Below are 14,788 nucleotides of genomic sequence, written 5' to 3'. Positions count from 1 at the left end.
CTTAACCCCGACCGATTAGATGATTTAAACCGTATTATTACAAGTAAAGCTCTGCTCTAAAATCTCCCTTTTTACATAAATAAACGCAATGCCACGAAAAATAAAATATTAGTCTAGAATTAATGAAAGATATTTGGCCTTAACCGCTATTGCGGCCGTTGAGGCATTTGCGACGAAAGATGGCTTTGATTTAGCAGGAAACTCCTAGTTTGCATGGCTTAATGTGGTCGCAACGGCGGTCAAAGTCGATATTTTTTCCACTAGCATCGGTGCATTAATAGTATAGGAGTAATACCATGAGGAAAATGGAATTTTGGAAAATAAGTACATGTCTCTGGGCATTGCGCTTTGAAGTACTAGGGGTTATTTTATTAGCTATTGCAACTGGTTTGACGATATCGACTGGCAATGGTCTTGGAATAGTCGCTCTATTTGCAGCAGGTGTTGTTCTGTGTCTGTTTAATAAATTTTGTTATTATGCTTGCCCATCCAAGCATTCATCATGCCCAGTTTGTGATATGCCTCATTATGATTCCAAGGAATCAATCCAAACACAAGAAAAGGAAGAAAGCGAAGCAAAACAAGCTATGGATAATGAGGGTGGAAATCAAATAAATAGGACAAGATAAGCCCTTGATAAAAAAAGGGAGGTTTATAATTAATTTAATGAATTAAGAATTTCATTCAGTTCACGCACGACATCCCTTATTGAAGAAAATCTGATTTTTTTAGGATTTTCGAATTGTTTTAGTGAGTTTTTCTCTTCATCATAATGCTCCAAATACTCAATAATTTCTTGAAGAGACTTCCTTATTCGTTCATTTTCCATAATTTGTCTACCTTTATTAGTCTACGTATATCTAAAGTATAGTCTGAAGTAGATATGCGGATTGTTCTATAATTACTTAAGAAATGGATTCTACCCGGTAAAGTACCTATCGGGTTCTGGTTGAAATTAACTAACCACCTGAATATTGAAATTGAAGACGCAAGGTAAACAACTTGCAATCTTTTCTTGAAGACAATGTGGTAAGGAAGTTGGGGTCAGCACAGATAATGAGGTTCCTCATGGTATTTTAAACCTAACACGTTGGGGATATATATTAGTGTTGCCATTCTCAGGTAACAAGCGCTTAGCATATTAGTAAATACTTGATATATTAGCCTCGGCAGATTAGCCTACCTTCTTTATGATGTTGTGAATATCTAATTATGAATAAATGGTTGTTTTGGACTTTACTATTAATAAGTAGCTTATGCTCTGCTGCCGGGTGGGCAAGTCAACGTCAAAACGTGTATACAATAGGGGCTTACGACGATGCTTTTAAACAGCGAGCCGCGGTGATGAAACTAGGGCCTTTACCAGCGAATGAAGTGCCTCCTGTAATACCCCAATCTTTTTTGGAAAGTGATGGCTCTTATGGTGGTGGAGAGGTGACTCGTACCATTTCCCAAGCATGTCAGTTACTTAAAAAACAATTGAATACAGGAATACTACCGCATGAGGAGAATTGGCATATTTATCTTCTTGAAGCGGATTGGAACAAGGATACCTATCAGTTGCATTCTAATGATTATCGTCTTAAACATCCGGTAAGAGTCTTAAAGCTTGTTAAAAAAGAATGTGATTAATACCTTGCGATAATTAAAAAATCTACAACCCTCATAAAATGCAAGAATTATTTATTTTTGCTTATGATGTAAATGAAACCAGTGCCCGAATCTCATGATTTAATTTTAATACCAATAGATAAAGGATTAATTAACCGGAGCATGATTAATGTTGATAAATTATTCTTGTTGTGTTGTTTATTGGTAAATGGTACTATTTGTGCTCATTTATTTTGAGCACTTTCATTATGAGTAAACTTCTGCTGTCTATTTTTGGAACATTTTTTATCGCTGTTGCTTATGCAGCACCTGCAGAAATTCCATTTAGTCCTTATGCTGATATCACCATCAATACACATTGGGAACCTGAGACTCAAAGTATGGAGCCAATGGATTTAGTTGCCATCGCAGTTGCTAATGGTTTAAAGGCCTATCATTTGGCCTTTATTACTGATAGCGGCAGTTGTCAGCCTGCCTGGGGTGGACAAGCTACTTATAGCATCGACAGTCAATGGGGGAAACGTTTAACAGATAAATTGGTGCAAAATGGTGTTAATGTCGCCGTTTCTTTTGGTGGCGCTAGCGGAACGGACATTTCGTTTAACTGTGATCAAAAACAGTTAGTGGATATTCTGGAACAAGTAGCGACTACTTATCAAGCTAAGACGTTAGATTTTGACATTGAAAATGGAACTGCTGACATCAATAAATTAATGACCGCACTAAATGTATTTCAACAAAAATATCCAAAAATTCAATTAAGTTTTACTTTACCTACCTTGCCTGAAGGATTAACTTTCCAAGGGAAAGAAATATTGGAAGCAGCAAAAAAAGCCAAGCTTAATTATCAAGTTAACATTATGGCTATGGATTACGGTCCTGCTTATAGTGAAGATATGGGAAACTATGCTATTGCTGCAGCCAGTGCATTACATGGGCAATTGCAAACTATGTACCCGGAAAAGCAAGCGGAATCTTTATGGCAAAAAATTATCGTGACGCCGATGATTGGTGTGAACGATGTCAATACTGAACAGTTTACATTGATAAATACCGACGCGTTACGCCAATTTGCTCAGAGTAAAAAATTAGGTGGATTGTCCATGTGGTCAATTGCCAGAGATAAACCCTGCGCCGATAAGTGGGCAAGCCCTGTATGCAGTGGCAATAATTTACAATCAAACGATTACGAATTTACGCAGCATTTTTTAGGTTCAACTCCTAAGAAACCTCAAAAATCTTAAATCTCTGCTATAATCCAGTGCTATCAGCTTTACCTGAGAACACTGAATTAGCAAGATTAGAGCAAATCATTGAGGTTAAATGCTTAAATCCTTGTTATTTCCACCCAGACACGTTATTATTCGCATCCATCGGGGCGTAGCGCAGCCTGGTAGCGTACTAGCATGGGGTGCTAGTGGTCGAAGGTTCAAATCCTTCCGTCCCGACCAATTCCCGCAACGATTATAGATAAATTTTTTTTTGGGTCTTTCCCAAATCATCGACGAGTAAGGTTGTATACAGAGAAAGAAAGTTATGGGTCTTCCCCAAATCCGGGGGCACTTTACTCATCCACAAAGCACTCTAACTCTTAATCTATAATTTTCAAAATTTCTAAACCCATAAGCCCTGCGTTGAATCAATTTCATCTTTCGATGAAACCCTTCAGTTATTCCATTATTCTTAGTAAAACGAAGCATTCTAACGACTTCCTCTCTCCATTTAAATAGTGTATTTCCTAAAGTTCTAAGCGATTGAAAAGCGCTTTGCCTTAACTCTTTAACCATTTCCAAGAATTGCGGTAATAAGCGTTTACACTCTTTTGCTGTACAATGCTTCTTAGTTAATAGTTCATGCAACTGTTGTTTAAAATCATAAATCGCAGCAATCGCGGGTTGTTGTTTCAGGTATTGGTCGCGTTTGCTTAAACGTAATGACGTTAGATTCTCTGGCTTTGTCTTCAAAGCCATGAGTGTGCCTCTTTGATACTTCATTGTGGGATCAATTTGATGAAAGGTTTGCATGCTCAGTTGGTTAATTAATCGGATGACATGAAAGCGATCAGCCACAATCTTGGCCTTAGGAAAGTGGCGTTTCACCAAAGCCCGATAGCTGCTACTTAAATCGATACACACGACACGTACACGCTCTTTACCTTCCAATGCTTTAAAGTAACTCTCCAAATCACGTCCTGAGCGGCCTTTAACAATATCAAAAACCTTATGCTTACCTAAATCACATAAGGTAGTTACATAGCCCTGCTTCTTTGTAAACGAGTGTTCATCAATACCCAATACACGAGGACATAAGGGTGATGTAATCCGTTTCTCTTGCCGTTCATAACCATAATGATACCAACGTTCTATCGTTGATTTGCCTGTATGGAAATGACGGCTTAAATCCTTTTGACTAACACCCTCTGTATGATGGTGAAACACCTCTTTACGCAAGCTTTCTGTAGCTCGCTGGTATTTACCTATCCCCGGAAAACGCTGATTAAAATAGCGCTTACACCCATAGCACTGAAACTTATGCGACTTAATAAGTAAATAGCTATAACGCAATCCTATCGATTCATGACGTATCTTGCGTTCAAAACTATCTTTTTTCCTTAATCGTCTTCCATTGCAATAAATACACCGTACAACTCCATTATAACTTACTTGAATATAAATAGGATTGTTTCCTGTCACCTTGACTATTGAGTAGCCAGGTAAATTTAGGATAATATCTTTTCTCGGCACTTTAATCCTCTTTTGATTGCGGAATCAAAGAGTTAGATTACTATTATCCCATTAAAGTGCCCCTACATTTGGGGTAGAGCCAAAAAATTGCACCAAGTGGTGCAAGTAAATACCCCACAGCAAATACACCAAACGCACTCAGTAAAGCTGCTGTATGATTCTCGCTTGGAAAAAATGTCTTTGCTATGATTGGCGCAAAATAACCGAATATCGCAAAGTCATACCATTGGAGCGTTGTGCCTGATACACCTGCTAAAAGAGCTTTAATTGAGTTAGTGTTTTTTATAAATCCATATGCATCCAAAAACATGATGATAAATCCAACAACTAAGGCAAAAGTATATCGATAAATATCGATTCTGGAAATTGCAATAAAGGACTATTTTTAATTTTTTTGACTTGAATTTATTCATTCAATTCTATTTTATGGCTTCTGATCTATATCAACAATAAATACTTCTACATCAATAGCACCTAGCTAAGCTTAGTCTTTCTGATAGTGGATTATTCATACTTGAGATCTCAACCGCTATGGCTTATGGGGCTTAACACATGAATAAATAATCGGTTGGGTGATATTCATAAGTGCTTATAATTTGTTTATTGTAATGTCTGATGCTAATCATTGGACACCCTATTGGTGAAGCAGTTAAGCTTAGTAAAACATTCAAAACTTAAGATCTAATTATGCGCAATTATCACCAGGCAATCGCAGACTTAAAGATATACAAACAGATTGAGCTAAGCAGTGAAAAAAATCTTCAATTTTTTCTTGATAAACACAGCACCAAAGAAGGCACATGGGGACACTTGACCGTTCATGAAGGTACCCTTGAGTTTGTTTTCCTCGATGGGCATGGACATGAGCTGTCGCACCATACATTAAACTCCAAATCTCCAACGCTTGCGATACCGCCTGCAGCATGGCATAAAATTGCATCAATAAGCAGTGATTTCAAAGCTACTTTGCAGTTTTGCTGCCAGCCGCATCGCTATTTTGAAAAAAAATATCGCCTGGCACCTATCCATCATGACTTATGGACCATCCATCAAACATACCTGAAAGAGCAAGGAAAAATGACTGTTTTGGATGTTGGCTGTGGTTCGGGTCGAAATCCATTAGTTTTTGCCTTATCAGGAAACAATGTTATTGGTATAGATAAGAATAAGGAAGTGATTGAGAATATTAGCCATATCGCAGCACAAGAGCGATTATCAAACATTGAAACCCATATTCATGATTTGAATCAACCGCTTCCAATCAAAGACAAGTCCTTTGACTTTATCTACTCCACCGTAACGCTGCAATTTTTAACCCCGTCTAGTATTAAGCCGTTGCTGACAAAGCTGCAATCCCTAACTTCCACTGGGGGAATGCATTTTCTCGTTTTTCCCATTAAGGCAGAACCCTATACGTACCCTCACAGTTTTACTTATTTGGCAGAAACCAACGAACTCTATCATTTTTATCAAGACAATGGCTGGTCTATTCTGGAATACAAGGAGAAGCCGGGCCAATTACACAAGCTAGATGAAAGCGGAAAACCCAAACAAGGTATCTTTGGTCATCTGCTTGCGGAGAAGCATTTATAAAAGTTCCAGGGATTGCATATGACAGCCAACGAAAAAAATATCAAAATTTGCAGAGCCTATGAGCCGCCTGAAATAAAAGATGGCTTATGGTTTTTAGTAGACCGGTTATGGCCGCGCGGTTTAAAGAAAGATAAACTTCCTATTGATGCGTGGTTAAAAGAAATAGCCCCCAGTCCTGAGCTGAGAAAATGGTTCAATCATGAACCGGAAAAATGGCTGGATTTTGCAAGTCGATATATCGATGAACTTAGACGCAAGCAAGAATTAGTGGAAGAAATACTGACAAAAGCCAAAAACAAGGAAGTCGTATTGTTTTATGCTGCAAAAGACAAACAACACAATCATGCCAGGGTGCTAAAAGCTTTTCTTGATTGCTGGCCGAAGACGCCACAATTAGACTCGTTGACTACATCTTCTCATCAATAGAAAGCAACTCTTTTAAGGCCATTTGATTATCGAGAATATCCGAAAGCGTGTATTCTTTTAAAACAGCCAAAAAGCTTTCTTTGGCATCAAATAGAATACGCTTTAGCTTGCAAGCAGGTGCGATGCAGCAATTTGCTTTTTCCTTATTAAAGCAAGGCACCAAATCAAAGTGTGGTTCCAGCTTGATAACCAACTCACCCAAATTAATATCAGAGGGGTTTTGAGCCATCGTAATACCACCACTTTTACCTCGAAGGGTTTTAATAACGCCCATCTTAGATAGATTGTGAATAATTTTCAGCAGATGATTGGATGAAATTGAATAGGCATTGGCAATATCGTTAATGGTGCACAATTCTTTTTTAAGAGCAATGTATATCAATGCCCTCAATGAATAATCGGTGAACTGGGTTAGCTGCATACTAATCTCTTTACATTATTTCTTGACGGGTATTATTTCTTTTTATAAGATGTATTTCAAATACATCTTAAGGAGTATACCATGTCTGAATCTTTATTTGCGCGCTTAGGTGGTCAAAACGCCATCAACACTGCGGTTGATATCTTTTATCGCAAAATGTTAACCGATGATAGAGTCAGTCATTTTTTTGCTGATGTGGATATGGAACAACAAATCCTCAAACAAAAGGGCTTCTTAACCATGGTTTTTGGTGGTCCTAATCATTATAGCGGAAAAGACATGCGCGAAGGTCATCGCCATTTAATCAAGCGCGGTTTGAATGATACCCATGTGGATATGGTCATTGAACATCTGGGCGCAACATTGCAAGAATTGGGCGCAAATGAAAAAGATATTCAGGAAGTCGCTGCTATTGCTAACAGCGTGCGTGATGATGTGTTAGACAGGTGAAGTTATGGCTGAACTGCATTACAACCAACTAATCTTAGAATCAATGGAAGATGAGTCTGTGCTTGACTGCCTGTTACGACATGATGTTGATTATCCTAACTCGTGTCATTCCGGAGTTTGTCAGGCTTGTTTGATAAAAACTACCGATACCGCAATAGAACCAAAATGGCAGGAAGGTTTGCCTGAGACCTTAAAATCCCAAGGTTATTTTCTTGCCTGTCAAGCCAAACCAAAAAATACCCTTCATCTCAAAAATCCAGATGCCGCTGAATGTGAGCAACAGGCTATGATTACAGAACTATTTTCTCTCACTTCCAATGTCATTCGAGTAAAACTTTTAGCAGAGCATTTGGAAAACTGGATACCAGGGCAATATCTGAATCTATTAAATCCTGAAGGGATATCACGAAGTTATTCCATCGCCAATATGCCAGAAAAAGAAGGCTATATTGAACTGCATATCAAGCTTAAAAAAGATGGGGCAATGAGCCAATGGCTTCGCAAAAAGGCAGCCGTTGACACGATGGTTCATATCAGAGGACCTTTTGGTAAATGTTATTATCTAAATCCAGGCCAATCCTCTTTTGACATCATTTTAGCGGGAACCGGTACTGGATTAGCGCCTTTATTAGGCATCGCCAAAGCGGCATTAAGCAAACAACATCAAGGCAAAATTACCTTAATCCATGGGGGTTGTCAGGACGATGACATCTATTACGCTGAGGAAATGGAAACCCTGGCGTCATTTTATCAGAATTTCCAATACGTACCCTGCGTATTAAAGAGTAATGGATGTTACCAGGAATCGGATATTGCACAACGATTATTGATGCATTTAAATAATACCGATAACGTTCAAGTTTATGTATGTGGGCCGAAAGAAACGACCAATAAACTAAAAACAAAAGCCTTTCTGGCTGGCGTTCCCTCATCTAAAATTTACAGCGATGCGTTTTTGTAAAAATAAAGAATGTAAAGTATTTCAAAAATGTTAAGAACGTGACAATCATCGCCTTATGATTCATAGTTTTAAATAACTAAATGCCAGACAAAAGAAATTACATTTGATTTTTTTCAATTTCAATATTTGAACAAGGAAGTGCACAATGGATGAAACGACGCGCAATGACTGGGACCCGCGAGATGAATCGGTCTTGCAAAATCAACGATCAGCCTATGATAAAATGCGGGAGAAGTGTCCAGTGGCGCATAGCGATTTTATGGGCTGGTCGCTATTTCACCATCAAGATATTACAACTGTTTTATCCGATCCAGAAACCTTTAGTAATCAATCTCAATTTTTAGCGATTCCTAACGGAATGGATCCTCCGATTCACGAACAATACCGCAAAGCCTTAGCTCCCAACTTTAGCAAAAAACAAATGGCAAGCCTTGAGCCCCAAGCCCGCAAAATTGCCAGAGACCTTATTGATTCTATACCTTTTGATGAAAAAACAGAACTCATGCGCTCTTTTGTTACCCCATTTGCATTCAAAACCTTGTGTGCTTTTCTGGGTTGGCCCGAGCAGCAATGGGAATTTTTAAGTGGCTGGGCGGATGGCAATCAACAAACTGCTTTTAATAGAGATCAAACTGCTGGAAAAGCACTGGCCACACTTTTTTCAGAATGCGTCAAGACTAATTTAAATAAACCCCGAGCTTCATTCGAGTTTGAAAATAACGCAACCGATGCGCTACTTAAGACCGAGGTGGATGGTGCGAAATTAGATGATGAACAAATCGTAAGTATCTTACGCAATTGGACAGCCGGGCACGGTACCGTTGCTGCTGGATTAAGTATTCTACTATTCCATCTTGCTAAAGATTTCAGTCTGCAAGATAGGCTTAGAAACGATCATAAGCTCATTCCTCAGTCAATCGAAGAAATTTTGCGCGTTGATGGCCCGCTTGTCGCCAATCGCCGTGTTACAACACGTGAAGTTAAAATCGCTGAAAGAACCATTCCACAAGGTGAGAACCTATCGTTGATGTGGATAGCGGCTAATCGGGACCCATATGTCTTCGATGAGCCAAACACCACTAAGCTTGAGCGGGACATGAAACATAGTTTAGTTTGGGGACAAGGGATTCATCTTTGCTTAGGAGCACCTCTTGCCAGATTAGAGATACGCGTGGTACTCGAGGAATTGCTATCGCAGAAAAAATATTTTGCGCTGGCTGGCGAAAATCAAAAACGCGCAAATTACCCCGGTAACGGTTTTTCTGCACTTTTTCTGAGTGATGAGCATTGTGTTACTTAGTTAATATAGAAAACACAGGATACTTATTTATGGAACTGTTTGAAGCAATAAAACGAAGACGGGCGGTACGTCAATTTTCTGATAAGCCTCTGAATGAGGAAACCATTGAAAAAATACTGCAAGCCGGTCAATACGCACCCAGCCCTTTAAATTCACAATCCTGGCATTTCACGCTGATTCGCAACAGAGACACCCTGAAAACATTATCTAAGAAAGCACAGCATGCTTCATTTCTCTCTCAAGCCCAGCTGTTAATTATCGTGACCGTTGATACAGGCGTAGATATTGATAAGTGGTTAAAACAGCATAATCAGCACCTATACAGCGGTGCAGCCGCCATGCAGAATATGTGGCTGGCGGCGTCCGCCCTTGATATTGGTTGCTGCTGGGTTACCTTGGATGAGGCTTCTACCAAAGAGCAAATAGAAATCCCTAAAGAACATACCATTATTGGTGGCTTGGCTTTGGGACACAATAAAGAACCACTCAAAGCCCATATGGAAGAAGATAGAAAAACCTTGCCCTTATTAACTTCGTTTGAAAAATTTAATCTCCAGGAAAACTGCGAAACAGAAAGCTGTTATACCTGCCTTAAACTGGTTCCAAAATCAGCCGCTAATTCGTTTGAAGGGGAAGATTATGTCCGGTATTTTTGCGGCAATGAGTGCTATGCTGAATGGAAAAAACAAACCCGAAAATGGCTTGATGAAGATAAAAATTGCTGATTATGGCTTTGATGCTGCTATGGATTAATTGAAGATAAACTATATTTTGATTATGGTGCGTTTGCTTATAATCCGTTATCAACCAAGTTGCTATTTGAGACTTCCTATTTCTATATACAATTAAGTTCTTCTACAGCAATAACAGCCTGCTCAAAACTAGGTTTTTCTGATTGATAAACCATTTGCTCAAGGAAAAATTGCCAATGCTCTTCCCACTTTTTATCAGTACGAAGGTGATGCAACGCTGATGTCACTTTTGTGCGCATGCGATCAAAATTCCCCGTACCAAACATTTCCTGCTCTTTTTCCAGCACGCGATCAAGGACAATATAATAATTATCAGAAAGACAGTTTTGCTGCTTCAGCTGATAAAGATCATATAAATGCCGAACTAAGTGTTTATCTGAATCTCGCGGGGTTTGATTAGCATCTACGATCCGGCGTGACAATGCTACCCAATATCATGAAGTAATAGAAAAAATGGGCTTAAGCAAATGCCATGGGCTTCGTCATGCTTACGCCCAAAAAAGATATCACGAAATAACAAAATCCTATGACAAAACTGGCAAAGATCTTATATGCCCAATACAAGGGGGTAGAATTTACAAAGAGCTTAATTCCCTTGAAAAATATTGGGATCAGGCTGCAAGAGAATTGATTAGTCAGGCACTTGGGCATTCAAGATTGAGTATTACAAAAATCTACCTTGGTTAACCTTATATACCAATAAAAAAGCAGCTTATTTTAATAAGCTGCTCCGATACACGCTAATGTATCGCAGGGAAGTCTTCCCATCCAGAATACATAGCATAACCGGCATAATCCGCATACTTAGCTATGGCTGCCTTTCGGCCATAACAAACTGAAGGATATTTACGAAAATATCTTTTTTGTGGATTCCTTATTAAACGTCCGTGGAGAATTTCTCCCAGATAATGCCCTTTATGATCATACACCTCATCATCATATATCCTACCAACATGAATACCTGATGAAGTCCATAATTGATTGTCTTGTCGATAGCCAAAATATCGACCACTCCATGTCCATAAATATGTCATACTCAACTCCTTTGAAATGGACTAAAATTAAAATCAAAGACCACTTAACAACCTTATAGATCAAGTTAAGATCATATTTATGATGCCATTATCATCTTGTTTAATCAACAGGAAAACACATTATTTTGAATAAAAACCCCATAAAAACACAATATATTGTTATTTAATCCAAATGTTGTTTCAATTACGTTCATTTAATATCAACAGTAAATTATCCTTGAATTCTAATTCTAGTTTGTTAATCTAAAAACAACACAACTGATGAGTCAGTGCAATTCTGACGAAACCGCCAGGTCTTGTGATATGCCATCTTGTTCCCCTAATTCCATGGCAAAGCGTTTAGCAGGGAAACCCCATCATGAGATGTTTTACGGCTTTACGCCCGAGGAGTGCTTTAAGCACATCATCATTAATAACCAGGTAAATCAACCGATGTTTCGGTGATCTTTTTTGCATAACCCAATTGGGATGAACAGTCCTTTTTGGGGCTAATCCTCCCTACCCAAGGAGCTACCATGCAACAACAGGAACCAGTACAACTTGAGATTGAACATTTGCTCTTTGAGCTAAATTGTTGTGTGAATGATTTAGGCCGTCATCGACTTCAAATCAATACCCATGACATACAGCAAGCAGAGTTAAGTTTACACAAATTGGAATCCCTGATTTCCTTTGTTAAACAGTTCGATACTCAACGAATCGCTTGTTAATTGAAGTAATAAAAGTCTTATCCGCATAACAGAAAACCACCTGCCTATGCGGATGTTTTTCTGTTATGCGGTTCACATTAAAAAATAACAGGAGAATACAATGACAGCATCTTTAAATCGCGTTCAATTAATCGGTAATCTCGGTGCTGATCCTAAAAGCATCGCCGGAAAAGACGGACAATCTTTTGTCACCGCCACTTTGGCTACTAATGAATCATTCAAGCAGAATGATGAATGGCAAACCAGAGTGGAATGGCATCAGTTGGTGCTTTTTGGCAAGCTGACTAAAGTTGCTGAATATTTAAAGAAAGGGACGCAAGTATACCTTGAAGGCAAACTTCATTCTAATCAATGGACTGACAACGAAGGCAAAGCACGTCAAGCCTTAAGCATTGTTGTTAGCCACATTCAGCTTCTCAGCCCACCCAAATCAGCTGACGAATCCAACAACAAAACCGCAGAACAGCACATGGCTCAGATGCGTGAAATGATACAACCGGATTCAGAAGAAATTCCGTTTTAATTATACCCTACCACGGGAGCAAGCTCCCGTGTGGGATTGCTCCATTCACATAAGGAGATAATCCCATGGACACCCCTTCAATCTATGTCGCCTGTTTAGCCTCTTACAATAACGCCATTCTACATGGTATCTGGATAGATGCTACACAAAGCGAAGATGACCTCATGAAAGAAATATGGGAAATGCTGGATAACAGCCCTGAACCCAATGCTGAAGAATACGCCATACACGATTATGAAGGATTCGGCAGCATCAAAATTCATGAGTATGAGTCAATAAGTAACATTGTGGAATATGCTTCATTTATTCAAGAACACGGAGAGCTAGGCTTAGCCCTTCTCTGTGATTATTCGGTAGATGATGCCCAAACCATGTTGGAAGACCATTACCAGGGTAGTTATGATTCAGAGGTTGATTTTGCCAGGCAGTTATTTGATGATTGTTATGCCCATCAAATGCCGAATGGTTTGATCTGCTACTTTGATTTTGAGGCCTTTGCCCGGGATCTTTTTATCAATGATTACTGTTCGGTTGAGTATGATAGACAGACTCATGTCTTTTTAAATTATTAAGCCTCTTCAGAGGGCTTAATAATTTATTACTTGATTTCGCTATTTAAATCATAATCTTATTGATTAAAAGTCAATATTTAAAACAATTTGCTCACATTATTTTATTTCCAATCTTAGTTTTTTTTTATATCATGCTGCCGACATTATGCATATAGTGTCAATTGGAAGAGAAGACAAGTCAAAATTAATTTTCACATCTAGGAGAAAATAATGGATTTAGATATTGAAATCATCGAAGAGTCTACAGATAGCGTGGAAGTCCTTTGCAACTCTGTTGCTTGCCCATAAAGTGTTTTGGCTAGGTAATAGCCTAGCCTTTAAATTCCTTAATAAAAAATGTTTACCTCTAATATTTTGATTAGAAAGGCATTTCCTGAAGATGCAACAAAATGGGCCAAGATGTTATGGCAACTTGATAGTGAAGTTATTTACTCAGTGTTTGAGCCAGGTGAAAGATCTGCACAGATAAGTAAGTACGAAGAAAAAATTATCGACACTCAAAAACATAGTAAATCAGCTATATTTCTTGCTTTTGATAGAAAACTCAAAGAAGAGCCTATTGTAGGTTTCTTATGCTTAGATGCATTTAAAAATAAAAGAAAATGTCATATTGCTACAGTTGGAATTGGTATCCTTAAATCTCATTATTCTAAAGGGATTGCAAACCAATTAGGTACTAAGGTGATAGAGCATGCAAAAAAAAATCAGCTAACCAGAATAGAAGCCCATATAGCAGCCTGCAATCAAAAGTCTATACAGCTAGCAGAAAAATTCGGTTTTGTAATTGAAGGAAGGAAGAGAAAAGCCATTAAGCTTTTGGATGATTACCAAGATGAATTTTTAATGGCTCTTGATGTAGAGGTTTATAATAAATGAATAGCCAAATTCAACAAGCACTCGCAAAATTAATTACCAATCCTAAATATTGTGAAAATTATTTCAACTTTAGAAATGAAATTATCGCAAGCTTAAATTTAAGCGCTGATGTCGCCGATATGCTGGACTCTTTCTACAACGAGAACAAACAGAAATTCCAGGCCTCCGCTAGGATTTTAAAGAAAAACAGATGGGATGATATTAAAGCTTCGCTTCCTATTACAGCCGATTATATACACGGTGATGTACTCGAGAAACTATGGGAAAATTATTTAAATGCTCTAAATCTTGATTCAAATGTTCCGAAAAATCCTTTATCCGAAAGCATTCATTTTTTAAATTATGTGGAAGACAACAACTCACTATCATTACTTGATAAACAAATCATTAAGTATGAAAAAACAAGGAATGAGGTTACTTATCAGCATCATAATGACTTTAATTCTTATCCACAAACTATTCGTCACGATGAAGCAATTAATTGTTTAGAAAACTTCAACGTTTATATCCATAATTGTTTTAGAATAGAACAGTTCTCTTATAATATCCCTGTAATTCTTAAGATGTCTTCCAAAGAAATAAGCGCGCCTGATAACACACTTATTCTATTTTTCAAAAATCTAAAAAAGGAAGGAGTAGGCACAATTAAGATATCTTATGATGTAAAAAACATCCTCTTGCAGTCAGTTGAAAGTCCAAATCTATCAGAGGCCTATAAATATTTTAAAAATAAATTAACTGTAGATGAGTTTAAAGAATTATTTCAAAAACTTGAACAAATCGGCGTCTTAATCATTCAATACATAGAGAATTAA

General features: G+C 38.1%; 20 protein-coding genes, 1 tRNA gene and 1 pseudogene. 16 read left to right on the top strand and 6 right to left on the bottom strand.

The window, feature by feature from the left end; translation table 11 throughout:
- Nucleotides 1-296 precede the first annotated feature (296 nt).
- Nucleotides 297-629 carry a hypothetical protein gene (locus tag clem_RS12500; protein ID WP_094091857.1) on the top strand — a complete coding sequence of 111 codons (333 nt, stop codon included), beginning with the start codon at nucleotides 297-299 and terminating at the stop codon, nucleotides 627-629.
- 29 nt (nucleotides 630-658) lie between these two features.
- Here clem_RS12500 and clem_RS14910 read toward each other — a convergent pair whose 3' ends face one another.
- Entirely contained in the window at nucleotides 659-829 is a 171-nt protein-coding gene (locus tag clem_RS14910; RefSeq protein ID WP_157698246.1) for a hypothetical protein, read from the bottom strand.
- A 383-nt stretch (nucleotides 830-1,212) separates the two neighbouring features.
- Between clem_RS14910 and clem_RS12495 the strand changes: the two genes are divergently transcribed.
- From clem_RS12495 to clem_RS12485, 3 genes are all read left to right on the top strand, one after another.
- Complete coding sequence (locus clem_RS12495; protein WP_094091856.1) at nucleotides 1,213-1,632, top strand: DVU_2496 family lipoprotein; 420 nt, start codon at nucleotides 1,213-1,215, stop codon at nucleotides 1,630-1,632.
- A gap of 227 nt (nucleotides 1,633-1,859) precedes the next feature.
- A complete protein-coding gene (locus tag clem_RS12490; protein WP_094091855.1) occupies nucleotides 1,860-2,855 on the top strand; it encodes a chitinase in 996 nt (331 codons plus the stop codon).
- Between the two features lie 130 nt (nucleotides 2,856-2,985).
- Nucleotides 2,986-3,062 (top strand) — tRNA-Pro (locus tag clem_RS12485).
- A gap of 117 nt (nucleotides 3,063-3,179) precedes the next feature.
- Here the strand turns inward: clem_RS12485 and clem_RS12480 are convergent.
- Both clem_RS12480 and clem_RS12475 read right to left on the bottom strand, forming a co-directional pair.
- Complete coding sequence (locus tag clem_RS12480) at nucleotides 3,180-4,355, bottom strand: ISL3 family transposase (protein WP_094091854.1); 1,176 nt, start codon at nucleotides 4,353-4,355, stop codon at nucleotides 3,180-3,182.
- Nucleotides 4,356-4,398: 43 nt separating this feature from the next.
- Complete coding sequence (locus clem_RS12475; RefSeq protein WP_232505485.1) at nucleotides 4,399-4,665, bottom strand: hypothetical protein; 267 nt, start codon at nucleotides 4,663-4,665, stop codon at nucleotides 4,399-4,401.
- A 377-nt stretch (nucleotides 4,666-5,042) separates the two neighbouring features.
- On the opposite strand from clem_RS12475, the gene clem_RS12470 reads away from it, so the two are divergent.
- Nucleotides 5,043-5,948, top strand: a complete 906-nt coding sequence (locus clem_RS12470; RefSeq protein WP_094091853.1) for a DUF1971 domain-containing protein — start codon at nucleotides 5,043-5,045, stop codon at nucleotides 5,946-5,948.
- 18 nt (nucleotides 5,949-5,966) lie between these two features.
- Complete coding sequence (locus clem_RS12465; protein WP_094091852.1) at nucleotides 5,967-6,374, top strand: DUF488 domain-containing protein; 408 nt, start codon at nucleotides 5,967-5,969, stop codon at nucleotides 6,372-6,374.
- Here the strand turns inward: clem_RS12465 and clem_RS12460 are convergent.
- Nucleotides 6,355-6,795, bottom strand: coding sequence for an Rrf2 family transcriptional regulator (locus clem_RS12460; RefSeq protein ID WP_094091851.1), 441 nt, complete (start codon nucleotides 6,793-6,795; stop codon nucleotides 6,355-6,357). The two genes, clem_RS12465 and clem_RS12460, sit on opposite strands and share 20 nt — an antisense overlap.
- An 81-nt stretch (nucleotides 6,796-6,876) precedes the next feature.
- On the opposite strand from clem_RS12460, the gene clem_RS12455 reads away from it, so the two are divergent.
- The 4 genes from clem_RS12455 to clem_RS12440 all read left to right on the top strand — a co-directional run bounded on the left by clem_RS12455 (nucleotide 6,877) and on the right by clem_RS12440 (nucleotide 10,231).
- A complete protein-coding gene (locus clem_RS12455; protein ID WP_094091850.1) occupies nucleotides 6,877-7,245 on the top strand; it encodes a group I truncated hemoglobin in 369 nt (122 codons plus the stop codon).
- Between the two features lie 4 nt (nucleotides 7,246-7,249).
- Entirely contained in the window at nucleotides 7,250-8,206 is a 957-nt protein-coding gene (locus clem_RS12450) for an FAD-binding oxidoreductase (protein ID WP_094091849.1), read from the top strand.
- A gap of 145 nt (nucleotides 8,207-8,351) precedes the next feature.
- Entirely contained in the window at nucleotides 8,352-9,506 is a 1,155-nt protein-coding gene (locus tag clem_RS12445) for a cytochrome P450 (RefSeq protein ID WP_094091848.1), read from the top strand.
- Between the two features lie 29 nt (nucleotides 9,507-9,535).
- Entirely contained in the window at nucleotides 9,536-10,231 is a 696-nt protein-coding gene (locus tag clem_RS12440; protein ID WP_094091847.1) for a DUF3330 domain-containing protein, read from the top strand.
- 110 nt (nucleotides 10,232-10,341) lie between these two features.
- Here clem_RS12440 and clem_RS12435 read toward each other — a convergent pair whose 3' ends face one another.
- Nucleotides 10,342-10,680 (bottom strand): nucleotidyl transferase AbiEii/AbiGii toxin family protein, encoded by a 339-nt coding sequence (locus clem_RS12435; RefSeq protein ID WP_232505484.1) that lies wholly within the window; start codon nucleotides 10,678-10,680, stop codon nucleotides 10,342-10,344.
- Nucleotides 10,681-10,684: 4 nt separating this feature from the next.
- Between clem_RS12435 and clem_RS12430 the strand changes: the two are divergent.
- Nucleotides 10,685-10,945: pseudogene (locus tag clem_RS12430) on the top strand (phage integrase N-terminal domain-containing protein); the annotation flags it as partial.
- 53 nt (nucleotides 10,946-10,998) lie between these two features.
- Here the strand turns inward: clem_RS12430 and clem_RS12425 are convergent.
- Complete coding sequence (locus clem_RS12425) at nucleotides 10,999-11,292, bottom strand: 4-fold beta flower protein (protein ID WP_094091846.1); 294 nt, start codon at nucleotides 11,290-11,292, stop codon at nucleotides 10,999-11,001.
- A 515-nt stretch (nucleotides 11,293-11,807) separates the two neighbouring features.
- Between clem_RS12425 and clem_RS12420 the strand changes: the two genes are divergently transcribed.
- The 5 genes from clem_RS12420 to clem_RS12395 all read left to right on the top strand — a co-directional run bounded on the left by clem_RS12420 (nucleotide 11,808) and on the right by clem_RS12395 (nucleotide 14,788).
- On the top strand, nucleotides 11,808-12,002 hold the full coding sequence (locus tag clem_RS12420) for a hypothetical protein (RefSeq protein WP_094091845.1): 195 nt from the start codon (nucleotides 11,808-11,810) through the stop codon (nucleotides 12,000-12,002).
- A gap of 100 nt (nucleotides 12,003-12,102) precedes the next feature.
- Nucleotides 12,103-12,525 (top strand): single-stranded DNA-binding protein, encoded by a 423-nt coding sequence (locus clem_RS12410; RefSeq protein ID WP_094091844.1) that lies wholly within the window; start codon nucleotides 12,103-12,105, stop codon nucleotides 12,523-12,525.
- Nucleotides 12,526-12,590: 65 nt separating this feature from the next.
- A complete protein-coding gene (locus clem_RS12405; protein WP_094091843.1) occupies nucleotides 12,591-13,097 on the top strand; it encodes an antirestriction protein ArdA in 507 nt (168 codons plus the stop codon).
- Between the two features lie 336 nt (nucleotides 13,098-13,433).
- The gene (locus tag clem_RS12400; RefSeq protein ID WP_094091842.1) at nucleotides 13,434-13,973 is read left to right on the top strand and encodes a GNAT family N-acetyltransferase; all 540 of its coding nucleotides are present in this window, start codon (nucleotides 13,434-13,436) and stop codon (nucleotides 13,971-13,973) included.
- Entirely contained in the window at nucleotides 13,970-14,788 is an 819-nt protein-coding gene (locus clem_RS12395) for a hypothetical protein (RefSeq protein WP_094091841.1), read from the top strand. The genes clem_RS12400 and clem_RS12395 overlap by 4 nt, the downstream gene beginning before the upstream one ends.

The organism is Legionella clemsonensis (assembly GCF_002240035.1).
Taxonomy (GTDB): Bacteria; Pseudomonadota; Gammaproteobacteria; order Legionellales; family Legionellaceae; genus Tatlockia; species Tatlockia clemsonensis.
This window is presented reverse-complemented; position numbering and strand designations above follow the sequence as displayed.

Excerpts from the sequence above, each read along its gene's own strand:
- clem_RS12500 (WP_094091857.1), top strand. The coding sequence starts at position 297 with ATGAGGAAAATGGAATTTTGGAAAATAAGTACATGTCTCTGGGCATTG.
- clem_RS14910 (WP_157698246.1), bottom strand. The coding sequence starts at position 829 with ATGGAAAATGAACGAATAAGGAAGTCTCTTCAAGAAATTATTGAGTAT.
- clem_RS12495 (WP_094091856.1), top strand. The coding sequence starts at position 1,213 with ATGAATAAATGGTTGTTTTGGACTTTACTATTAATAAGTAGCTTATGC.
- clem_RS12490 (WP_094091855.1), top strand. The coding sequence starts at position 1,860 with ATGAGTAAACTTCTGCTGTCTATTTTTGGAACATTTTTTATCGCTGTT.
- clem_RS12475 (WP_232505485.1), bottom strand. The coding sequence starts at position 4,665 with ATGTTTTTGGATGCATATGGATTTATAAAAAACACTAACTCAATTAAA.
- clem_RS12470 (WP_094091853.1), top strand. The coding sequence starts at position 5,043 with ATGCGCAATTATCACCAGGCAATCGCAGACTTAAAGATATACAAACAG.
- clem_RS12465 (WP_094091852.1), top strand. The coding sequence starts at position 5,967 with ATGACAGCCAACGAAAAAAATATCAAAATTTGCAGAGCCTATGAGCCG.
- clem_RS12460 (WP_094091851.1), bottom strand. The coding sequence starts at position 6,795 with ATGCAGCTAACCCAGTTCACCGATTATTCATTGAGGGCATTGATATAC.
- clem_RS12455 (WP_094091850.1), top strand. The coding sequence starts at position 6,877 with ATGTCTGAATCTTTATTTGCGCGCTTAGGTGGTCAAAACGCCATCAAC.
- clem_RS12450 (WP_094091849.1), top strand. The coding sequence starts at position 7,250 with ATGGCTGAACTGCATTACAACCAACTAATCTTAGAATCAATGGAAGAT.
- clem_RS12445 (WP_094091848.1), top strand. The coding sequence starts at position 8,352 with ATGGATGAAACGACGCGCAATGACTGGGACCCGCGAGATGAATCGGTC.
- clem_RS12440 (WP_094091847.1), top strand. The coding sequence starts at position 9,536 with ATGGAACTGTTTGAAGCAATAAAACGAAGACGGGCGGTACGTCAATTT.
- clem_RS12425 (WP_094091846.1), bottom strand. The coding sequence starts at position 11,292 with ATGACATATTTATGGACATGGAGTGGTCGATATTTTGGCTATCGACAA.
- clem_RS12420 (WP_094091845.1), top strand. The coding sequence starts at position 11,808 with ATGCAACAACAGGAACCAGTACAACTTGAGATTGAACATTTGCTCTTT.
- clem_RS12410 (WP_094091844.1), top strand. The coding sequence starts at position 12,103 with ATGACAGCATCTTTAAATCGCGTTCAATTAATCGGTAATCTCGGTGCT.
- clem_RS12405 (WP_094091843.1), top strand. The coding sequence starts at position 12,591 with ATGGACACCCCTTCAATCTATGTCGCCTGTTTAGCCTCTTACAATAAC.
- clem_RS12400 (WP_094091842.1), top strand. The coding sequence starts at position 13,434 with ATGTTTACCTCTAATATTTTGATTAGAAAGGCATTTCCTGAAGATGCA.
- clem_RS12395 (WP_094091841.1), top strand. The coding sequence starts at position 13,970 with ATGAATAGCCAAATTCAACAAGCACTCGCAAAATTAATTACCAATCCT.